Here is a 21,690-nt window from a genome sequence, read left to right on the forward strand (position 1 = left end):
CCAGTATTTGGAGTTTTTGTATTCAAATCAATTGGGTGGCGAAGTGTAGCCGAAGAAGGGCACCATTCGATAGAGAGTAACCGATCTGTACTTTGTAACGGTCCGGTACTTTGTTAACTCCCTATACTGAGTGACAGTCCTTTCTTTCGTAACCTCTTTATGCTTTGTAACTGTCCGGCTCTTCGTTACTTCCCTAAATCCAGTCTCCGTACAATAATTTGTGCAGTAGATTGGTGAACATTCAGGTTCCGGAGGGGGCGGTATTGGAGGATGTCCCGGAGGGGACGGCCATGGTTTTGGATTACAATTCCGTCCACAAGCATATATACCACAGGCTACTTGATATGAGTATGGTTCGTATTCGGTATAATACTCTGTAGCATCGTACGGTTCATCTTCGGTATAGGTTTCCGTTACCTGGTAGGGATCTGGAACCGTATAAGCCTCTTGGACATCATAAGGCTCCTGGACAATATAGCTTTCTTGTTTTATCGGAACACAAAAGCCAACTGTCAAAAGAAGAGCCAATGCCACTAAAACTACAATAGTCCAGCTAGCTCCCGAAGTCATTTCGCACCTCCATTTATTTTTTTTCTAGAGCTATCAATAACTATTACATTCCCTATCTCTCCTTTCAAAGAAACTGATTTATTATACTAAATCAGAGCTTTTTGTCAATGGTTAAAGAAATTAAAAAATAATAAATAGAGCCCTGCTTTTGGTTATATAGCAGGGCTCGCTCGAAATAGATGGCGAAATGCTCAGGCTTGCACCAGGGCTTGTAGAATGGCTATCTATTTAAGTCAAGCCGCATTCAATAAGCACCACCTCCTTTAAATAAAAAGTGCTTTGGAGAAACAGTCCTGCCTACAAATAGGATATCTCCTCTGCTTCTGTCTTCCCTTCTAAAACTGAGACAGGACTGTTTCATGCACCGAGGCAGGGAAAAACCCTGCGGACAATGAACTGTGGGTCAAGTCAATTGACCCGTGCCAGCAAATGTAGCTAAGTGTTGCGCTACTGCTGCTGGCCCAGATGTCCAGAACCACGGTGGCCCGGAATAGCCAGGGCGCCGTCCTTCTTGGCATCACCGGTATAATGACCATAAAAGACTGCCATCTCTATAGGGTCTCTTATGTGCCTCATTTACCCTCCTTTCTGTCCTAATCAAGAATATTGGACTATATAATCAGAATATTAAAAAAACAAACTCTTGTCAATATAAGAAAATTTATCTTTTAATTCCTTTGAATTCGGTATAAAAAGTAGTCTTATCCTCTATATTTTCAAAAACAACGGAATTCGGCCCGATTAAGCAGTCAGAACCGATTAAAACGCCGGGCATCAAAGAGCACCTGATGCCGATTTTAGTGTTTTTGCCGACAATCGCTCCCAAGGACTTCAATCCAGTGGCTATTTCCGGTTTAACCATAACTTCTCCCCTGTCAATCCTGACATTGGCAGTAATCATTCCTGCTCCAACAAGACATCCTTCTCCCAAAACCGAATCGCCAAAATAACCAGAATGAATGGTTACGCTTTGCTGGAAGATTGTTCGAGCCACTTCAACAAAAGCACCGATTAAAACATTGTTTTCTAAATTGGAATAACCACGAATCAAAGAATTGTTGCCGATAATGCTATTGGCCCCTATATAGCAAGGCCCTTTAATGGTTACATTTTCAAAAATCCTAACATTTTCACCAATATATACATTTCCTTCAATAATTACATTTTTCGCAACCTTAGCTGATTTCTCAATTTTCGGCTTCAAAAGCTTATCAAATAAATACTTTTCGATAATAAATAAGTGCCATGGATATTTCAAAAAAGGAATATCTTCCTCTTTTTCCTGCAAAATAACTAATCTGACATCATTGTTCTTTATATATTCAGAAAGCGCTGCTTCAAAATTATACTTTCCTTGTCCCGCCTTCTCGAAAGTCTGAAAAAAATCTTTTGATAATAAATAAATACCGGATACTTTAATGTCTGAGGGCGCTTCTGATAATTTTGGCTTTTCGATAATCTCTGTAATTTTATCTCCGCTTACTCTTGCCATGCCGAAAAGTTCAGGAGTTTTTGTCTGCTGGCCGGCTAAAACAGCTTTTGCTTCCCCTAATTTTGATATTAATTGATTAAAAACGTCTGAACACTCAACCATTTCAGCGTTTAAAACTATAAAATTATCTCTTATCAAATCTTTAGCCTGCCATAAAGCATCTCCCATGCCATTGGCTTCAGCTTGGATTATGTAAGTTATTTTGCATTTAGGAAATTGATAATCAGAAATTTCTTTTTCAACTGCCATTTCTTTATCCTGCACAATTATAATTTCATTTATGCCTGATTTAATTAATCCATCTATCGTATACCAAATCAAAGGTTTCCCCATTATTTTAATAAGAGATTTATGCTTTCCGTTTAGCGGCCAGAAACGAGAAGATTCGCCTGCCGCCAAGATTACTGCTTGATATTGCATAATTTTAATAAGTTTTTTTCTTCTTATGTAAGTCAGCTGTCCTATAGCTTAATGGCCTGGAAAACATTGGAGCGCCGATATTCTTAATTAATTCCTTTCTCTTTTTTTCCATTAAATTACGGGTTTTTGCCTCCACCACCAGCTTGATTACCGGTTCAGTGTTGGACGGCCTTACTAAAAACCACCAATCATTAAAATCCACCCTTAAACCGTCCTGTTCTGAAATCTTACCTGTTTTATACTTCTTTTTCAATTCTTTGATTTTCCCCTCTTTTGCTTTTGTTTCAAAATATATTTCGCCAGAATGAAAATACTTTTGAAGAGGTTTTATCAGTTCCGATAAAGTTTTTTTGGTTTTTTTCATTTCATTTACAATCTTTAAAAATACAAAGAATGGAACTTCGTAAAATAAGTTTTGCCCCAAATAATAATGGCCAGTTAATTCCCCGCCAAAAAAAATATTATCTTTTCTCATTTTTTCTTTTATTAAAGCATGTCCAATTTTAAAATGGATAGGAACACCACCCTCTTCTTTAATAACTTCCTTTAAAACGTTACTTGACCGAATATCATAAAGAATTTTTGGCTTATTTTTCCCTTTCCATTCCTTTAATATAATCTTAGCCATTAATGCCGTTATTAAATCTCCCCTGATCGGATTGCCTTTTTCGTCAATGAATATGATTCTGTCAGCGTCTCCATCTAAAATAATGCCAAAATTAGGCCTCTTTTTTCTGACTAAAGAAACAATATCCTTTAAATTATTTCTAAAAGAGGGATCAGGAACATGGTTGGGGAAATCGCCATCTGGTTTGCAATAAATAGGATAAACTTTAATGCCTATTTTTTTAAGAACTTTGAGAAAAATGGGGCCGCCCATTCCATTCCCAGCATCAATTGCAACAGATAATTTTTTAAATATTTTTTTATTTATCTTATTTAATTTAAAAACAGAATTTATATAATCTTTTTCAATGTTTTTCTTAGTGATCTTGCCCTTAAATAAGGGTAATTTTTCTTTTTGAAAGGCTTTCTTTGCTAATTGATCTCTTATCCAAAAAATTCCAGTTTCGCCAGAAAGGGGAATGGTTTTCTCGCGCGTTAATTTGAAACCATTAAAAGGGTTGGGATTATGCGAAGCGGTAATAATTATTCCTCCATCAAGTCTCAAATGAGAAACGGCAAAATAAAGAGCAGGAGTTATTATTAAGCCTAAATCAATAATATTGCATCCTTCATGAATAATTCCCTTTGAAAGCCCTCGAAAAAGCTCTGGAGAAGAATAACGAATATCTTTTGCTATTCCAACGGTTAATGTCTTCTTTTTTGATTTTTTCCGCAAAAAATGAATAAAGTAACGGCCAACCTGATAAGCCATTTCTTCATTAATATCCTGAGGATATATCCCCCTGATATCGTAAAGACGAAAAATTTCTGGATTAATTTTCATTGAAAGTCTAATCTAATTAATTTATTTCAACAATCTTAAAATAGCTTTATGGGCCTTAATATTAGAAGCTAAAATCAAACAATCGTTTGCTTCTCTTAATTGAAGCGGATTTCCTTTCAAATCAGTATATTTTCCGCCAGCTTCTTTTAAAATAAGCAAACCAGCAGCAATATCTCCTATTTTGGGCGGTATTCCAAGAGCAATATATGCCTCAAAAGCGCCTGAGGCTACATAAGAAAGTCCGAGGGGACCACAACCAAGTGCCCTAACGCGATAAGAATTCAAATTAAGCTTTGTCAAAATCTTTGAATTTTTATTAAATTTATTGCGCGACATGCCACAACTTGGCAATTCAGCAAAGATAAAACTATCTTTTAAATTGCTTTTACTGGAAACTTTGATTCTCTTGCCGTTCAAATACGCACCTTTATTTTTAGCTGCGTAAAACATTTCTTTTGTCATTGGATTATAAACTAATCCGAAAATAATTTCATTCTTGTGTTGTAAAGCTATTGAGACATTAAATAACGGAAGCCTTCTGATATAGTGTTTGCTGCCATCTAGCGGGTCAATGATCCAAGTATAATCTGATTTTCCCCTTATTATTCCTTTTTCTTCTGTATTGATAGTATGCCCGGGAAAATTCTTTTTAATCTTATTTATAATTAAATTCTCAACCTTATAATCAATGTTAGTAGCAATATCTTGCCTGTCTTTAAACTTAACAATTTCTATTTTATCCAAATTATCTAAAAGTATTTTGCCGGCTTTTTCAGCTAAATCTATGGTAAATCGCTGAACTAGTTTCAAATTCATAGTTTAAATAAAGCTTTTGCTAATTTATTAGAATCGTGACGGATAAGGCTTCTTTTTAAAATATCTCCGGGAACGTGCTTTGTCTCTTTTCTGCTTAAAAAATCTCTCCTGATTACTTTAAAATAGCTGTCTTTCAAATCGTCAACAACCGGAAACTCTTTCACTTTCTTATATTTTTCCAAAGCGCTCTTTGCCATGGATTTTGTATTAATCAAAACATAGTCTAAACAATCACGTCCTAAATATTTTTCCAAAACCTGAATATGGTCTTTGGCAGTAAAACCGAATGTCTGGCCGTATCTTGTCATTAAGTTCATAACGTATGCTACCTTAGCTTTGGTTTTTTTAAGCGCACCGGATATTCCTTCTGTTAGTAATCCGGCTATTATGCTGGTATATAAATCGCCAGGCCCGATAACAACCAAATCTGCGTTCAAAATCGCTTTTTTTGCTTCATAATATATTTTAGCTTTTGGCTTCAAAAAGACTTTCTTAATCTTCAATTTACCATTATGTTTGGGCCCATCAATTAAATGCTCTCCGACAACTTTCTTTCCGTTTTCATAAATTGCCACTAAATTTGAATCAGTCAAAGTCACTGGCAAAATTCTTCCTTTAATTTTAAGAATCTGGCTTGTTTTTTTAATCGCTACCACCTGAGAACCAAAAATGTCAGATAGAGCAGCTAAAAACAAATTGCCAAAGGTCATGCCTTTTAACCCATTTCCTTTTGAAAAGCGGTAAATAAAAAGCTTTCTTAACGATTGTTCTTTGCCTTCTTCAGCCAAAGCAACAAAGCACTGCCTTATATCGCTGGTCGGCAACAAACCTAATTCATCGCGAATAACCTTGTTACTTCCTCCTGAGTCGGTCATTGAAACAACGGCTGAAAGGTCAACCGGATATTTCTTTAAACCGGAAAGAACCGTAAAAGAACCGGTTCCGCCCCCAATAACAACGATTTTCTTAGTTTTTGACATAAATCAATTTTTATATTAAACTAAAAATACCTTTAAGTCAAAAACCGAGTTCCGCGACAGCGGAATGAAGGTGAAGAAGACGACTTCGTCGTCTTCGCCAAAAACCGAGTTCCGCGACAGCGGAATGAAAGCGAAGAAGAGGATTTATCCTCTTCGACTACAAAATTCGACTATGACTGACAAATTTTTAATACAAGGAGGTATTCCTCTTTCTGGAGAAGTTGAAATCTCAGGTTATAAGAATTCAGCCGGCGCTATTTTGGCGGCTGTTTTGCTTTCCGAAGAACCTTCTGTTATTGATAACCTTCCCCAGGTAACCGATGTTTCAAACCAGATTGAAATTCTAAGGCAAATGGGCGCAGAGATAGAACAATTGAGTCCGAGAAAAATAAGAATCAATCCAAAAAACATAGACCCTGAAAAAATCCCGGCAGACCTCTTTGAAAAAATGAGGGTTTCTGTTTTATTCATCGCTCCTTTAGCTATAAGGTTTAAAAAATTCAAAATCCCCCATCCTGGCGGAGACAAAATAGGTTTAAGACCGATTACCACGCACTTGGAAGCTCTTGAAAACTTCGGAATAAAAACAGAAGAAAAAGACGGCTTTTACCATTTCCAAGCACCAGAAAGAATAGAAGGAAAGAAAATAGCCTTAAAGGAGTTTTCAGTGACTGCCACGGAAATCCTAATGATGTTAGCTAGTAGAGCCCAAGGAAGAACTAAAATTGAGATTGCTGCTGCTGAACCACAAGTCCAGGATTTAGGAATGTTTCTGAGGAAAATGGGCACGAGTATAGAAGGAATCGGCACTCATACTATTGAAATTGAAGGAAAAGATAAATTATCAGGCGCTGAATTCTCATTATGCCCTGATTTATTGGAAGCCGGAACTTTTTTCATCGCCTTTGCCTTAACTGGCGGCGAAGGGAAGATAAAGAATGTAAATCCAGACCATATGACCTTTTTCCTGGGAAAAATGAAAGAGATAGGAGTGAATTTCGATATTATAAACAATGAAATTTCAGTTAAGAAATCATTTAATTTTAAACCGGCCAAAATCCAAGTTCTTCTTTATCCCGGCTTCCCGACTGATTTGCAGCCTCAAACATCCGTTCTATTAACCCAATGCCAAGGCAAGTCTCTCGTACACGACCCGCTGTATGAAAACCGATTCCAGTATTTGCACGAATTAAGAAAGCTGGGAGCTGATATTGAAATAACCGACCCTCACCGGGCTCTGATTTTCGGCAAAACAGAATTGATCGGAAATAAAATAAACGCCTCGGATATAAGATCAGGCGCAGCTTTAATCCTGGCGGGATTAATCTCAAAAGGCCAAACAACGATTGAAAACATATCCCAGGTTGAAAGAGGACATGAAAATATTGAGGAGAAATTAAAAAAACTAGGAGCTCGAATTGAAAAGATTTAATAAATTGAAAATCGTCGAGGAGGCGGTTTTTTTGTTTTTTAGTAAACCCTCTGGTCGGACGATGCCTGTCCTGAGCCGCATCGAAGGGTTAGAACCTGTTTTACTGATTAAATAAATTTGTGCTGAGATATTTTTCTCCCCTATCTGGAAAAATAACTACAATCTTTCCTGATTTTATTCTTTTGGCCACCTCAATAGCTGCATACATTGCAGCACCACTACTCATGCCAACAAAAATTCCTTCTTTTTTAACAATTTGCCTTGCTGTTTCAAACGCATCTTCGGTCTTTACCATAATTGTTCTATCTATTTTTGATGGGTCATATATTGACGACGCTATCGCTTCTTTCATATTCTTTAATCCTTGAATATAATGACCCCTGACAGGATGAGCACTAACAATCTTTATTTTGGGATTCTTTTCTTTTAAATATTTACCCACTCCCATAATCGTGCCAGAGGTTCCAATTGCTGAAACAAAATAATTAATATCTCCTTTTGTTTGTCTCCATATTTCCTCTGCTGTTTTCTTATAATGGGTAAGTTTATTATATTCGTTTGAGAATTGGTCTGGCATAAAGTATTTGTCAGGATTTCTTTCAACCAATTCTCTTGCCTTAATTATTGCTCCATCGGTTCCAAGTTTTGGGTTAGTTAAAATTAATTTTGCTCCAAATGCTAAAATGGTTTTTCTTCTTTCGATTGAAACCGCTCTACTCATAACGATTTTAACTTTGTAATCCTTTATAGCCCCGAGCATAGCCAAACCAATCCCAGTATTGCCTGAAGTTGGTTCAATAATAGTCTTATCTTTTGTTAATACCCCTTCTCTTTCTGCTTGTTCAATCATTTCTAAAGCAATCCTATCTTTTACGCTACCCGTTGGATTAAACCCTTCTAGTTTTGCATAAATTAAAACATAAGGACTAGGGTTAAGTTTATTAATTTTTACCAGAGGAGTATTTCCAATTGTTTTAAGAATATTTTTATACAACATAATTTTAATTTAAGTTAAAAATAAAAAATCCCGACTTCCTCGGGAATTATTGTTTTAAGCTAATTATTATAAATCAAACAAAACAAACGCTTCCCGAGGGTATCCCGAGAATGCAACAATAAATATTGTTATTTTTATGCAATCTAATTTCTCCCATATTTTAATTTTATCATAATTAAATAAAAAAGTCAACCCATCCATCAAAAAACCGCCACCGCCGAAAGGCGGATTGGCGATTTTTATCGTGGCTTGCCCTGAGCAAGCGAAGCGAGTCGAATGGGCTCGCCCTAGCGGACGATTTTAGAACTTTAAGCCGGGAGGAGGTGTTTAAGTATCCTGAAGTGGTGCTGGCTCAACTAAGAGAACTGACTGGACGATGTTAGAGCCCTAAACAAAAAACCAGCTAATAAGCTGATTTCTTGTCCCAAGCAAATCTCTTTCTGAGGCTTACTTGGGGAAGGAAGGGGAAGAAGGATGGGTTCTTATCCTGCCTAATCGCCCTACATTGCTGTAGAGAAAGTGCAATTACCCTTACGGACCATTGTCCTAACCATGCTTCCCCTTTTGAGGTAAGAGTTAACGGAACTTAATCTGTTGAGTCATGTCGTTTACTCGGTTTACCATTAAGGTAACTTTGCCCATGAGACGTTTGACGAACTCAAGGAGTTCATCTTTTGTAACGAACTCCATAACGTCGTCAGTTAAACCGTCCATCTCTTGAGCAAATTGACCAACTCTCTTCTTTATGTCATTCTCGTCTAGTTTGACTAAACGATGCAACGACGTATCACGAAGAAATTGGCCTATTAAGACCTGGCAACCAATCTTATTAAACCGCTCATCAGTCATTTCCATGTTTTCTCACCTCCTTTCGTATTGGATTAGAAAGAAAAACTCTATTTCCTTCTGTCTATATTATATAATATAATTTTATAATTGTCAATCTTAGCCAAAAACCCGCCACCGCCGAAAGGCGAATTGGCGATTTTTATCATAGCTTGCCCTGAGCGAGCGAAGCGAGTCGAATGGGCTCCCCTGGTTGGACGATGCCTGCCCTGAGTCGCATCGAAGGGTTAGAACCTGTTTAATAAAATAAAGACCACTCAATAAAGAATGGTCTATTTATGCAAGGTGTGGGATTGCCAAATATGGTCTGTTCTGAAACCTCTGTCGCATCCGATGGTAATCTAACAAGAGAAGGAAAAATTCACGAGGGTCAAGCTCTTTTTTTGCTTCTTCGAAATCTATAGTCTCTTCGTAAAGAAGCCATTCATAATCTCTTGGGTCAGTAATTTCATTGTCAGATTCGTTGCAATCTTGACAATAAAATATTGGAACAAGAGGATAACCCATACAATCAAATTTTTTCTCAACAGCTCCTGCTTCAGCCCACCAAAGTTCCATGAATTTACCACAGAAGCGACAGTTTTTAGCAATTGGTCGTCTTTTCGTCCTTTTAACTCCAATCTCCAGAGCCATTTTTATCTACCTCCTAAAAGAACTATAATTTTATATTATTCATTCAGACAAAAAAATCAAGCCCTAGCGGCTTGAAATTGTCAGCTCCGGAGGTAGGATTCGAACCGCTAATTCTTTTTCTTCGCCAACTCAAACGTTTTCAAGTTTAATTCTAGATATTTTTCCGGAATTACTTCTTTAATCGCTTTCTGGATTGATGCTGGTTTCAAAGGAATTAATCCTTTAAACGCAGCAAAACTTATCAAATAAATTCCGGAAACAACGCTTTTCCCCAGTTTTTCCTGGCAGAGTTTATCAGCTGGAACTACCTTAATCTTTTTACTAATTTCCTTTAACTGAAATAAAATTTCAGCTTCAGGCAAAGGTTTTTTCAAAGGAATTGGAATTATAAGCTGATTTATTAAAAAGTTTGTTTTCGGATTGGCAAAATATATTCCATTTAAAATCTCCTGCTCTTCCAAACCTAAAACCAAATCTGCTTTTCCTTGGGCAACCATTGGAGAAAAGATTTTCTTTCCGAATCTGATATGCACTTCAACAGAACCACCTCTCTGAGATAATCCGTGCAGTTCAGAAGTCCTAACATCATATCCCTCAAACGTAGCTGCTTCTGAAATTATCTGCAAAAGAGTAATCAGGCCCTGTCCGCCAGTGCCGACTATGACCATATTGAATTGCCTTGCCCCGTTAGAAATTTGATTTGTTTTCTTATTCATAATAAATAATTTTATTCCCACGTTAATACGCAATTTCTAACGGGGTTAACTTTTTTAATCATTTTTTGGAACAACGAACTTACAAGGATGTTTAGAAATAATTACTGAAACTTCATCTTTTGCCACAAACTCTTTTATTGTATTAATGAATTCCTTCTGGTTCACAGGATCAATTGTTTTAACGTGTTTTACGCCGCAGGCCCTGACTAGCTTCTCAATGCTAATATCTGTCTTTATACCCACAGAAACAGGATGTGGCTGGTGTCCTGTCATAGCAGTGGTTTCATTATTTAGAATAATGATTAAAGGATTTGATTTGTTAAAAACAGTGTTTATCAAAGCTGGAATGCCAGAATGAAAGAAAGAAGAATCACCAACAAAAGTAATCAACTTCTGAGAAGTGGCTTGCCCTGAATTAAATTGAAGGGCTTTTTTAATACCATGGGCAATACCTACTGAAGAGCCCATGCAAGACAAATAATCTTGGAGATTTACCGGTGAATTGCCAAAAAGCATATAGCAGCCTATCTCTCCTCCAAATATCACCTTATTCACATCAACTGCTTTTTTAATGGCTGAAATAACCAGCCAGTAAGGACAACCAGGACAAAGCTGCGGAGAGCGCTTTAAAGCTTTAAAATCATATTTTACAGATTTATATTTCCTACCAGTTATTTTCGCGACAGCTTCAACTACATATTCTGGCTTTAATTCTCCAACTACTGGCAGCAAGTTTTTCCCAAAAACCTCCAGTTTGCAGTTAGCTTGCTTAGCCAGCCTTTCTACCTCTTTTTCCAAATGAGCTTCCAGCTCCTCAACCACTAAAACCTTTTTAAGATTTTTAATAAATGATTTTATTCCTTTTTCTGCCAAAGGATAGGAAAAAGTAAGCTTTAAAACAGGCAAATCCAGTTTCAGTTCTGTTAATGCTTCTTTTACATATAGATAAGAAACTCCAGAAGTAATAATGCCTATTTTTTGCTTTTTGCCCTCAATCTTCAAAAAAGCCTCGGAAAAACTTCTAATCTTTTCTATTTTCTCAAACAATTCCCTTTTCATTTCCAGGACTCTTGGGGGCAAAGTGACGAATCTTTTCACATCTTTGATAAATTCTCCTTTTTTCAAAACTTGAGACTTGAGATTTGAGATTTTAACAGGCATTTTCTGATGAGCCACTCTGGTGGTTGTTCTAACCATTACTGGAATATTGAACTTTTCTGAAATCTGAAAAGCTAGTTTTACAAAATCCAGACATTCTTGCGGATCTGATGGCTCGAGAATGGGTATATGGATAAGATTATCCATTGGCCTGGTGTTTTCCTCTGATTGAGCTGAACTGTGGCAAGAAGGATCATCAGCCACGATAATAACTGTTGGCCCTTTGGTTCCTGTATAAACAAAGGGAATTAAAGCGTCCAAACAAACATTTAAGCCAAAGTTCTTCATAGCTACCAATGTTTTCAAACTGGAAAAACTGGCGCCAATGCCAGCTTCCAAAGCCACTTTTTCATTAGTCGAAAATTCAAAGTAAACGCCAGCATCTTTGGCAATCTTAAAGAAAGTGTTGCCGATTTCCGAAGCAGGTGTCCCAGGATAAGTTGAAACAAAATTGACGCCTGCTTCCAAGGCGCCTCTAACGATTGCTTCATTACCCAATAAGATAATTTTCTTCCCACCTTCTTTTGAAAGGAGTTTATCCATATAGAATTATTATACAAAATATCACCTGACTATTCCACTGTCACGGACTTTGCCAGGTTTCTCGGCTTATCAACGTCGTTGCCAAGGGCAACAGCCACATAATAAGCGAAAAGATGCAAAGGAATAACTGCTAAAATAGGAGTTAACATTTCCAAGGTTTTAGGAATGTAAATTACGTCATCAACCAGCTTTTTAATGTCTTCATTGCCTTCAGTAGCTATGGCTAAAACCGGTCCTTTTCTCGCTTTAATCTCCTGAATATTGGAAACCACTTTGTCATAAACCGAATCTGAAGGACAAATGGCGACAGTCGGAAAATCCTCTTCTACCAAAGCCAAAGCTCCATGTTTCAACTCTCCAGCAGCCACTCCTTCTGCGTGCAAATAAGAGGTTTCTTTTAGCTTTAAAGCTCCTTCCAGAGAAATCGGATAATTATATTTTCTGCCTATAAACCAAAAGTTCTTGAAATCTTTGTATTTCTTTGCTAATGCTTCAATCTCAGCGCTTTGGCTTAAAACTCTTCTGGCAAGATCAGGCAATTTTGAAAGTTCAGAAACAATTCTTTTGCCCATTACCAAAGACATATCCCTTTGCCTTCCCAAATAAACGGTAATCATGGCTAAAGTAGATAATTGCCCCAAAAACGCTTTAGTTGAAGCTACAGCCACTTCCTGTCCTGACCTTGTATAGATACCAGCTGCTGTTTCCCTGGATTGGCTGGAGCCGACAACGTTCGTAATTCCCAAAGTCAAAGCTCCTTTCTCTTTCATTTCTTTTATGGCAGCTAAAGTATCTGCTGTTTCGCCTGATTGAGAAACAAATATGCCGGCTGTGTTTTTGTCGATAATCGGCTTTCTATAGCGGAATTCCGACCCCAAATCAACTTCTGCGGGCAAATTAGCATATTCTTCCAACATATATTCGCCAACCCTAGCTGCATAAGAAGCTGTACCGCAAGCTATTAGAAACACTTTCTTGATTTCCCTTAATTTATGTTCTGAAGAAGCCAATCCTCCCAGTTTTACATTTCCTTCATCCAATAAAAGTCTTCCCCTGATAGCATTCTCAATAGCTTCCGGCTCATCCATGATTTCTTTCAGCATAAAGTGAGGGTAGATGCCTTTTTGCGCCTCTTCCGGCGTCCAATCAATTTGGACAAATGCTTTTTCTTTTAAAATATGGAAATTATCCATTTTTAAAACGGCAATTTCATTGTCGTCTAAATTAATGACTTGCCTGGTATGGGTAATGACAGCTGAAGGGTCAGAGGCAATCAAGATTCCGTCCTGATTAACGCCCAAAATCAGAGGAGAAGAAAGACGGGCAGCAACTATTTTACTAGGATCTTTTTTAGCGATAACAACCAGTCCGTAAGTACCTCTTATTTCTCTTAAAGCCTTTCTAACTGCCTCCTCAAGATTCCCATCAAAATATTTTTCAATTAAATGAGATAAAACTTCAGTATCGGTTTCAGAGCTGAATTTATGGCCTTCTTTAATCAACTTTTCCTTTAATTCCCGGTAATTCTCAATAATGCCGTTATGAATAGAAAAAATCTCTTTTTTACAGTCCCAGTGCGGGTGAGCGTTTTCATCTGTCACCCCACCGTGGGTTGCCCACCTCGTGTGTAGAATAAAAGGATTGCCCCTTAACTCCAAATTACTTTCTGCGATTAATTTTTCCAAATCGTCTATCCTGCCTGCTTTCTTCAAACAGAAAATCTCCTTTTTTTCAGGACTATACCAGGCAACGCCTGCTGAATCATATCCTCGGTACTCCAATCTTCTTAAAACGTCCAGTCCCACCCTAACATCATTGTTTTTGCCGATGTAACCGACAATACCACACATAAATTTAGATTACGATATTGATTAATCTTCTGGGAACGAAAATTACCTTTTTAATTTCTTTATTCTGTACCCATTTTTTAACATTTTGACTGGAAATTGCAAGTTCTTTGGCTTTTTCTTCGGAAATATCAGCTTCAACCTCAATCTTATCTCTGACTCTACCGTTAACCTGAACAACTAAAGTTATCATATCGTCTTTAATCAGTTTCTTGTCGTATTTCGGCCAAGATTGCTTATGGATTGAATCCTTATTCCCTAACTGCCCCCAAAGCTCTTCAGTAATATGCGGCGCAAAAGGAGCTAAAATAACCAGGAATAAAGAATAATAAGAAAGAGAAATCTTTTCTTCTATTTCAAAACGATTGGCTAATATCATTAAAGCTGAAACTGCTGTATTGAATTTGAAATCTTCCAAATCCTCATTTATTTTTTTAATTGTTTTGTGAACCAGCTTCTCCAATTCTTGGCTATTAATTCCTTTTTCCTGATTCACTTTAAAACTTAATTTCCATATTTTATCTAAAAACCTATAACAACCCTTCAGCCCATTAATATTCCAATTGATCGCCTGATCAAATGGTCCCATAAACATTTCATAAAGTCTCAAGCTGTCAGCGCCAAAGCTTTTAACAATGTCATCGGGATTAATAACGTTACCGAAAGACTTTGACATTTTTCTGCTGTCTTCAGCCAAGACTATGCCGTGCGAAGTCCTTTTTTTGTACGGTTCAGGTCCTGGAACGACGTCGATATCGTAAAGAAATTTGTACCAAAAACGAGAATACAGCAAATGCAAGGTAGTATGTTCAAACCCTCCATCGTACCAGTCAACCGGCAACCAATGTTTCAATTTCTTTTTATCGGCTATTTTTTTATCATTTCCAGGATCAGTATAGCGAATGTAATACCAATTAGAACCTGCCCAGTTAGGCATGGTATCTGTTTCTCGTTTGGCGGGCCCTTTGCATTTCGGACATTTTACATTAACCCATTCTTCAATTTTGGATAAAGGTGATTCTCCTGTTCCTGTTGGCTGGTATTTTTCAACATATGGGAGTTCAATCGGCAATTCCTTTTCTGAGACAGGAACTGCTCCGCATTTTTCACAATGGATAATCGGAATCGGCTCTCCCCAGTAATGCTGCCTGGAAAAAACCCAATCACGTAGTTTGTAATTTATTGCTTTTCTGCCGACTTTCCTTTTCTCAAACCACTCAGTAATTTTTTTTATTGCTTCCCTCGACGTCAGGCCATCAAATTTCCCAGAGTTCACTAAGATTCCCTCTTCCGGACAACATACTTCCAAGTTTTTTACTTTTCCCCAAAGTTCATCGTCTTCCGGCCTTAAAGAAACTTTCAAGGGAATATTATATTTTTTAGCCATTTCAAAATCTCTTTGATCATGGGCATCGGCAAAAACAGCACCAGTCCCGTAATGCGCCAACACAAAATCTGCTATCCATATCGGTATTCTTTCATCAGTAGCAGGATTAATTGCATATGCGCCAGTAAATGCGCCATTTCTCTCTTTTTCCAGCTCGATACGCTCTAATTCGTTTTTCTTGGCTGTTTCTTTAATATATCTTTCCACCTCTGCTTTTTGCTCCTCTGTAGTAATTTCTTTTACCAGCTTGCTCTCAGGGGCTAAAATTAAATATGTGCCAGAAAAGATAGTGTCAACACGAGTGGTAAAAACCGTTACCGTTTTATCGAATTTTTCAATTTTAAAATCAACTTCAGTCCCGTAACTCTTGCCAATCCAGTTAATCTGCTGGATTTTGATTTTTTCAAGGTAATCAACCTTATCCAAATCCTCAATCAATCGATCGGCATATTTTGTTATCTTCAATAACCATTGTTTAATCGTTTTCTGCTCGGTTTGCGCGCCGCAACGCTCACACTTACCACCTATCACTTCCTCGTGAGCCAAACCGATTTTACAAGAAGGACACCAATTAATAGGAATTTCTGCCTGGTAAGCCAATCCCTTTTTGAATAGTTGTAAAAATATCCACTGAGTCCACTTGTAATATTTTGGGTCGGTGGTATTTATTTCCCGACTCCAATCAAAAGAAAGACCCAAAGATTTCAACTGCCTTTTGAAATTGGCAATGTTCTTTTCAGTGGCTGTTTTCGGGTGAACGCCTGTTTTTATGGCATAGTTTTCAGTCGGCAGACCAAAAGCATCCCAGCCAATGGGATATAAAACATTAAAACCCTCCATTCTCTTTTTTCTAGCTACTGCATCTAACGCAGAATAGCTGCGGCAGTGGCCAACATGAAGGCCGTCTCCCGAAGGATAAGGAAATTCAATTAGAATGTATTGTTTTGGCTTTTTCGAAGAATCCACTGCCTTATAAAAGCCACTTTCTTCCCAATATTCCTGCCATTTTTTCTCAATTTTCTGATGATTATAAGCTTCCATTGTTAAATATTGAATAATTTCTTAGCATTTTCAGTAGTTACTTCCAATATTTCTTCATAGCTCAATTTCCTAATTTTAGCAATTCTTTCAGCAACGTATTTTACATATATTGGCTCATTGCGGCCGATCATGGGAGGCGGCGTCAAGTAGGGGCAATCTGTCTCAACCAAAATCTTATTAAGCGAAATTTTCTCAATAACTTCGTCCAAATTCAACTTAAAAATTATTCCGTTGAATCCGAGATAAAAACCCATATCAAGATATTTTTCAGCTTGCTGCCAATCCCCAGAAAAACAATGAATAACTCCTTGCAATTTACCGCCATACTGCCCGAGTATTTCAATAAGTTCATCGTGTGCCGTGCGGCAATGGAAAATTATCGGAAGATTCAATTCTTTAGCCAAATCAATCTCTTTTAAAAACGTTTCTCTCTGTTTTTCTTTAAATACTTCCAGCTTTGTTTTGGTCTTCGGCCGATAATAATAATCCAGGCCTATTTCGCCGATAGCGACCACCCGTCTCTTCGACGGGCCGCCGATGAGGCGGCTTTCTGATTTTGCTAATGCTTTATACTTCTCGTAATCAAAATCTTCGTTTTGCGTCTTAAAAGCTATTTCTTCCGTATCTAGCTTTGTCTTAAAGATTCCTTCAGCTAAATGAATCGGATGAAGACCGATAGCGGCATATACGCCTTGTTCATGCTTTTCAGCCATTTCAACCGCTCTTTTTGACGTTTCGTAAGTTGAGCCGACGTTTATTATCCAAACATCGTTATCTAAAGACCGACGAATCACTTCGTCGGCATCATCTTTGTAAGCATTAAAATTAAGATGAGCGTGGGTGTCAATCATCATTATATTCTCGGAAATAAAGGTATGCTTTTTTCACTTTTTAAATGCTCAAGTATCTTTTCAGAAGTTTCTGGCAAAAATGGTTTCAATAAAGAAGCGATTTCGTTAATAGTAAACAGCAGGTTGTTTAATATCGCTTTTTGGTTATCAGACTGCTCCCAAGGCCTTTCTTTTTCAATATATTTGTCGCAAAAACTGATTAATTCCCAAATAACGGCCAAGGCTTCATTAAATTTGAATTCGTCTAGCGCTTTCTTGTATTCTTTCTTGCTTCTATCGATTGCTTTCTGAAAACCTTTGTCTGAAAGCTTGCCAGGAACAGATAATTTCAGGCTCTGTGCGATTTTAACCACTCTGGCCACCAAATTACCTATACCGCTGGCTAAATCCGAATTATATCTCTGTTCAAACTTATCATAGGTAAAATCGCCGTCCTCGGTCGAAGGAATCTCGCGCAAAAGAAAATATCTGACAGCATCTACGCTATATTTTCCGACTAATTCAAAGGGACCAATAACATTTCCCAGGCTTTTTGACATTTTTTTTCCGTCAGCAGTGATAAAGCCGTGGACGAATATATTCTTCGGCCTTTCCAAGCCAGCAGCAAAAAGCATGGCTGGCCACATTAAAGCGTGGAAACGGAATATATCCTTGCCAAGGCAGTGGACATCAGCTGGCCAATATCGATGAGGAAAAAGATAATTAAGCAAAGCCTCAAACCAAACATATGTTATTTGATCGGGATCATCAGGCACTGGTATCCCCCATTTTGAACTGTCTTTAGACCGGGAAACACTGATATCTTCTATCCCCTGGTTGATGAAACTTAAAATTTCATTCTTTCTGCTTTCCGGAATAATTTTAATTTTATCTTTCTCTATCTCTTTTTTCACTAAAGAAGCATATTTTGAAAGTTTGAAAAAATAATTCTCTTCCTCAACCGGTTCCGGCTTATTATCGTGGTTAGGGCATTTTCCATTTACCAAATCTTTTTCTTTAACAAAAGCTTCGCAGCCAACGCAATAAAGCCCCTTGTATTTCTTTTTATAAATATCTCCCTTTTTGACCAGTTGATTCCAAAACTTTTCAACTGTCGGCCAGTGCCTTTTCCTATCAGTCGTCCTGATGAAATCATTGTTGGAAATATTTAAAACTTTTGTTAAAGCCCTATATCTCTCAGAAATTTCATCAACAAAAACAATTGGCGCTTTCCCTTGTTCTTCAGCCTTCCTTTCAATTTTTAACCCGTGCTCGTCCGTCCCGGTCAGAAAGAAAACATCCTTTCCCAAAATTCTCTGATAGCGAGCCAGTACGTCTGTCTGGACCAATTCTAAAGCAAAGCCGATATGCGGCAAAGCATTTGTGTAGGCAATACTGGTTGTGATATAAAATTTATTCTTCATCGTACAATAATAACGAATTCTCCTTTTATTTTATCATTTTGAACGTCTTTTATCACTTTTTCGATGTTCCCGCGGTAAATTGTTTCAAATTTCTTGGTCAGTTCGCGGCAAACCACCACCCTCAATCCTTTATCCATATTTTTCAATTCTTCCAATGTTTTTATAATCCTGTAAGGCGATTCATAAAGAATTACCGGGTATTTTGAATTGACCGCTTCTTCAAAAAACTTCTTTCGTTTGTTTTTTACCGGCGGAAAGCCCAAAAACAAGAATCTGTCAGTCGGAAATCCGGAAACCGAAGCAGCTGCAATCACAGCTGAAGCTCCGGGCACAGGAATAATCTTAACCTTATCCCCCAAGCTTTTTGCTACTTCATCAATCAATAAATTTCCTGGATCAGAAATGCCAGGAGTCCCAGCATCCGAAACAAGGGCCAAATTCTTGTCTGCCTTTAATAAATCAACAATATAGTCTGTTTTATTGAGTTTTGAATGCTGGTGATAGCTTATTGTTTGTTTTTTAATGCCATAGGAATCCAATAATATTTTGGTTTTCCTGGTGTCTTCGCACAAAATTAAATCAACCTCCGATAAAATGCGGAGGGCTCTTTTTGAAACGTCTTCTAAATTCCCGATGGGAGTAGCAATAATGTAAAGAAATGCCATTTTATGCAACCGCTTCTTCTGAACTTATGCGGTCTTTTCTTTTTTTGAAAAAATCACTGATGAATTCAAAAAAGATTCCGGCTAAAGGAATTGCCAGGATAGCGCCTAACAATCCCCAAAGCTGTCCGCCAATCAATAAAGCGATTAAAACCAAAACTGGCGGCAATCCGATGAATTTTTTGCTCAAAATCGGAGTAAGAATATTTCCCTCTATCTGCTGGATCAGAAAGAAAACAATCAGAATGAATATGGCTTTTAACCAGTCCTCCAAGAAAACCAAAATAGCAATTACTCCTCCAGCCAATACCGGACCAATAATGGGAATAATGTTGGTGATGCCGGCAAACAAACCCAAACTGAAAGCGTAATCAATCTTAAACAGTTTTAAAGCGAGAAAAGAAGCCAATCCCACGAAAAAGCAGCATAAAACCCTTGTACCGAACCATCCTGAAATCTTCTGCTGAGATCTTTCCCAAACGCTTACTGCATAATCCTCGTTTTTCTTCGGGAAAAAAAGCCTGATCGCTCTTTCTGCCCATTTGCCTTCCAGAGAAAAGAAAAAAGCAAGGGAAAAAATGGTAAAAGCGGAAAAGATTCCACCGAAAACAGCTGAGAGAGCAGTAAAAATATTCGAAGAAGCGCCTAATAACCAATTTTCAGAAGAGGCAATGAAACTTTCAAAGCTTTCAAAAGCTCCTATACCCAGCCATTTTAAAGGCGGAGTTATTTTTTCAAAGTATTGCGAGAAAAGTTCGGCGAACTGCCTGATTTCAGGGATAAAAGACAAAGATATCAAATATATTGCTCCCCCAAAAAAGCCGAAAATCAAAACATAGACCAAACCGGTAGCCAGAACGCGGTGAACTCTTCTCCTTTGCAGGAAATCTATTGCCGGATTGAACAAAACCGAAATAATCAAAGCGAAAATGATCAAAATCAAAATATCCCTGATTTCATAAAGGAGATAAATGATAAGAGCGGCCAAAGCAACCTTTAAAATGCTCCTCCAGGAAATATCCAATAGTTTTTCGCTGTTCACCCCGTTAGAAGTCTGTCTTTATATGGCTTTAAACCAATTTCAGACATCCTTTGTTTTTTGATTATACCCCGTTATTGCAGAACAGAAAAAATTTTAATTTAAATTTTTTCTGACAAAGACTTCTAACGGGGTTCATAATTTTAGCAACTTTTGAAATTTTTCTTTGTCTTTAAAGGGGCCGATTAAAGCCAGATTCAACTTATCATTTCTGAAAATCTCTTTGGCTACTTTCAGAATATCATTCTGGCTGACTTTATCAATCATCTGGCATTGTTTTTCCGGAGTATCAATATTGCCCTTTAATATTTCCTGTTCGCCAAAATATGTTGCCCAAGCTTCAGAAGTTTCTAACCCCAAATAAAGATGACCTTTTATATTGTCTTTGGCTTTTTGAAGCTCTGCTTTTGATACTTTTTTTTCTTTTAGTTTTCGGTATTCCTTAATAATGACCTTAATTGCATCTACTGTTCTTTTATTGTCGAGTCCGGTATGAGTAATTAGATATCCTGAATCAGTATATGCTTCAGCCATTGCTCTAACATGGTAAGCCATACCCCTCTTTTCCCTGATTTCGGTAAAAAGCCTGGAACTCATATTCCCGCCCAAAAGATTGGCTAATACTGCTAAAGGATATCTTTTTTGAGAAAAAATATTATAAGCTCTCACGCCCAAAGCTAAGTGAGTCTGATCTGTTTCTTTTGTTTGAATCAGAACTTGCGGAGTTTTTTGCTTTTCAACTACGGGCTTTTTAGACAAAGTTTTATTCTTTTTAAATTTATCGAAAAACTTCTTTAATTTAAAAATTGCTTCTTTTTCTGAAAAATTTCCAGCTAAAACTATAACTGCATTCTTTGCGTTAAATTGATTTTTAGAATATTTTATTACGTCCTCTCGAGAGATTTGCCTTACTGTTTCTTTTTCTCCTGAAATCATCCAGCCAGCCGGCTGATCTCCATATAAAAGTTTTTCCCAGAGCTCTAAAATATATGCCTGCGGCATATCAAGAGACATGTTAATTTCTTCAATAATTGTCTTCTTTTCCTTTTCAACGGCTTTCTCTTTAATAAGGGGATTGAAAATCATGTCTGAAATGATATCGCAAGAAAGTTCAAGGTGCTTTGAATCAACTTTTGTCCAAAAACCCATTAATTCCTTGCCAGTATAAGCATTAATAATGCCGCCAACCTTATCTATCTCTTTGGCAATATCTGTGGGATTTGGCCGTTTCTTTGTCCCCTTAAAAACTATATGTTCCAAAAAATGAGAAATACCGTTAATTTTCTTAGTTTCATATTTTGTTCCAGCGCCAAATAAAACAAGTAAGGTCAAAACCCGCGTATTTTCCATTGGGTAAGTAATAATGCGTAATCCGTTCTTTAAAACGGTTTTCTTTAAAGCCATAAA

At 37.3% G+C, this 21,690-nt stretch carries 18 protein-coding genes; 1 reads left to right on the forward strand and 17 read right to left on the reverse strand.

The features are described from left to right. Nucleotides 1-27: 27 nt before the first annotated feature. The 5 genes from ISS83_01065 to ISS83_01085 form a co-directional block, all read right to left on the reverse strand. Nucleotides 28-570, reverse strand: coding sequence for a hypothetical protein (locus ISS83_01065; GenBank protein MBL7142244.1), 543 nt, complete (start codon nucleotides 568-570; stop codon nucleotides 28-30). 661 nt (nucleotides 571-1,231) lie between these two features. Further along, nucleotides 1,232-2,482 carry an NTP transferase domain-containing protein gene (locus ISS83_01070; protein ID MBL7142245.1) on the reverse strand — a complete coding sequence of 417 codons (1,251 nt, stop codon included), beginning with the start codon at nucleotides 2,480-2,482 and terminating at the stop codon, nucleotides 1,232-1,234. A gap of 4 nt (nucleotides 2,483-2,486) precedes the next feature. Continuing rightward, nucleotides 2,487-3,932, reverse strand: coding sequence for a phosphomannomutase/phosphoglucomutase (locus ISS83_01075; protein ID MBL7142246.1), 1,446 nt, complete (start codon nucleotides 3,930-3,932; stop codon nucleotides 2,487-2,489). A 21-nt stretch (nucleotides 3,933-3,953) separates the two neighbouring features. Continuing rightward, complete coding sequence (locus tag ISS83_01080) at nucleotides 3,954-4,748, reverse strand: inositol monophosphatase (GenBank protein MBL7142247.1); 795 nt, start codon at nucleotides 4,746-4,748, stop codon at nucleotides 3,954-3,956. Continuing rightward, nucleotides 4,745-5,728, reverse strand: coding sequence for a YvcK family protein (locus ISS83_01085; GenBank protein ID MBL7142248.1), 984 nt, complete (start codon nucleotides 5,726-5,728; stop codon nucleotides 4,745-4,747). The genes ISS83_01080 and ISS83_01085 overlap by 4 nt, the downstream gene beginning before the upstream one ends. 172 nt (nucleotides 5,729-5,900) lie before the next feature. Here ISS83_01085 and murA point away from each other — a divergent pair, with 172 nt between their 5' ends. Beyond that, the gene (gene murA / locus ISS83_01090; protein ID MBL7142249.1) at nucleotides 5,901-7,160 is read left to right on the forward strand and encodes a UDP-N-acetylglucosamine 1-carboxyvinyltransferase; all 1,260 of its coding nucleotides are present in this window, start codon (nucleotides 5,901-5,903) and stop codon (nucleotides 7,158-7,160) included. 100 nt (nucleotides 7,161-7,260) lie between these two features. On the opposite strand, the gene ISS83_01095 is transcribed toward murA, so the two are convergent. From ISS83_01095 to ISS83_01150, 12 genes are all read right to left on the reverse strand, one after another. Further along, nucleotides 7,261-8,154 (reverse strand): cysteine synthase family protein, encoded by an 894-nt coding sequence (locus tag ISS83_01095; GenBank protein MBL7142250.1) that lies wholly within the window; start codon nucleotides 8,152-8,154, stop codon nucleotides 7,261-7,263. A 579-nt stretch (nucleotides 8,155-8,733) separates the two neighbouring features. Continuing rightward, a complete protein-coding gene (locus ISS83_01100; GenBank protein MBL7142251.1) occupies nucleotides 8,734-9,012 on the reverse strand; it encodes a hypothetical protein in 279 nt (92 codons plus the stop codon). Nucleotides 9,013-9,279: 267 nt separating this feature from the next. Then, nucleotides 9,280-9,636: a hypothetical protein gene (locus ISS83_01105; GenBank protein MBL7142252.1), complete on the reverse strand. Its 357-nt coding sequence runs from the start codon at nucleotides 9,634-9,636 to the stop codon at nucleotides 9,280-9,282. A 107-nt stretch (nucleotides 9,637-9,743) separates the two neighbouring features. Further along, a complete protein-coding gene (locus ISS83_01110) occupies nucleotides 9,744-10,352 on the reverse strand; it encodes an indolepyruvate oxidoreductase subunit beta (GenBank protein ID MBL7142253.1) in 609 nt (202 codons plus the stop codon). Nucleotides 10,353-10,406: 54 nt separating this feature from the next. Then, a complete protein-coding gene (locus tag ISS83_01115; GenBank protein ID MBL7142254.1) occupies nucleotides 10,407-12,053 on the reverse strand; it encodes an indolepyruvate ferredoxin oxidoreductase subunit alpha in 1,647 nt (548 codons plus the stop codon). Nucleotides 12,054-12,082: 29 nt separating this feature from the next. Beyond that, a complete protein-coding gene (gene glmS, locus ISS83_01120; protein MBL7142255.1) occupies nucleotides 12,083-13,903 on the reverse strand; it encodes a glutamine--fructose-6-phosphate transaminase (isomerizing) in 1,821 nt (606 codons plus the stop codon). Between the two features lie 4 nt (nucleotides 13,904-13,907). After that, nucleotides 13,908-16,328, reverse strand: coding sequence for a leucine--tRNA ligase (locus tag ISS83_01125; GenBank protein MBL7142256.1), 2,421 nt, complete (start codon nucleotides 16,326-16,328; stop codon nucleotides 13,908-13,910). A 2-nt stretch (nucleotides 16,329-16,330) separates the two neighbouring features. After that, on the reverse strand, nucleotides 16,331-17,182 hold the full coding sequence (locus ISS83_01130) for a TatD family hydrolase (GenBank protein MBL7142257.1): 852 nt from the start codon (nucleotides 17,180-17,182) through the stop codon (nucleotides 16,331-16,333). Further along, nucleotides 17,182-18,582, reverse strand: coding sequence for a methionine--tRNA ligase (locus ISS83_01135; protein MBL7142258.1), 1,401 nt, complete (start codon nucleotides 18,580-18,582; stop codon nucleotides 17,182-17,184). The genes ISS83_01130 and ISS83_01135 overlap by 1 nt, the downstream gene beginning before the upstream one ends. Next, nucleotides 18,579-19,247, reverse strand: coding sequence for a 16S rRNA (cytidine(1402)-2'-O)-methyltransferase (gene rsmI, locus ISS83_01140; protein MBL7142259.1), 669 nt, complete (start codon nucleotides 19,245-19,247; stop codon nucleotides 18,579-18,581). The genes ISS83_01135 and rsmI overlap by 4 nt, the downstream gene beginning before the upstream one ends. Nucleotide 19,248: 1 nt before the next feature. Continuing rightward, the gene (locus ISS83_01145) at nucleotides 19,249-20,286 is read right to left on the reverse strand and encodes an AI-2E family transporter (GenBank protein ID MBL7142260.1); all 1,038 of its coding nucleotides are present in this window, start codon (nucleotides 20,284-20,286) and stop codon (nucleotides 19,249-19,251) included. A gap of 132 nt (nucleotides 20,287-20,418) precedes the next feature. After that, complete coding sequence (locus ISS83_01150) at nucleotides 20,419-21,687, reverse strand: insulinase family protein (GenBank protein MBL7142261.1); 1,269 nt, start codon at nucleotides 21,685-21,687, stop codon at nucleotides 20,419-20,421. Nucleotides 21,688-21,690: the final 3 nt, after the last annotated feature.

This window comes from Candidatus Paceibacterota bacterium (genome assembly GCA_016782605.1).
Taxonomy (GTDB): domain Bacteria; phylum Patescibacteriota; class Minisyncoccia; order Minisyncoccales; family RBG-13-42-11; genus BS750m-G71.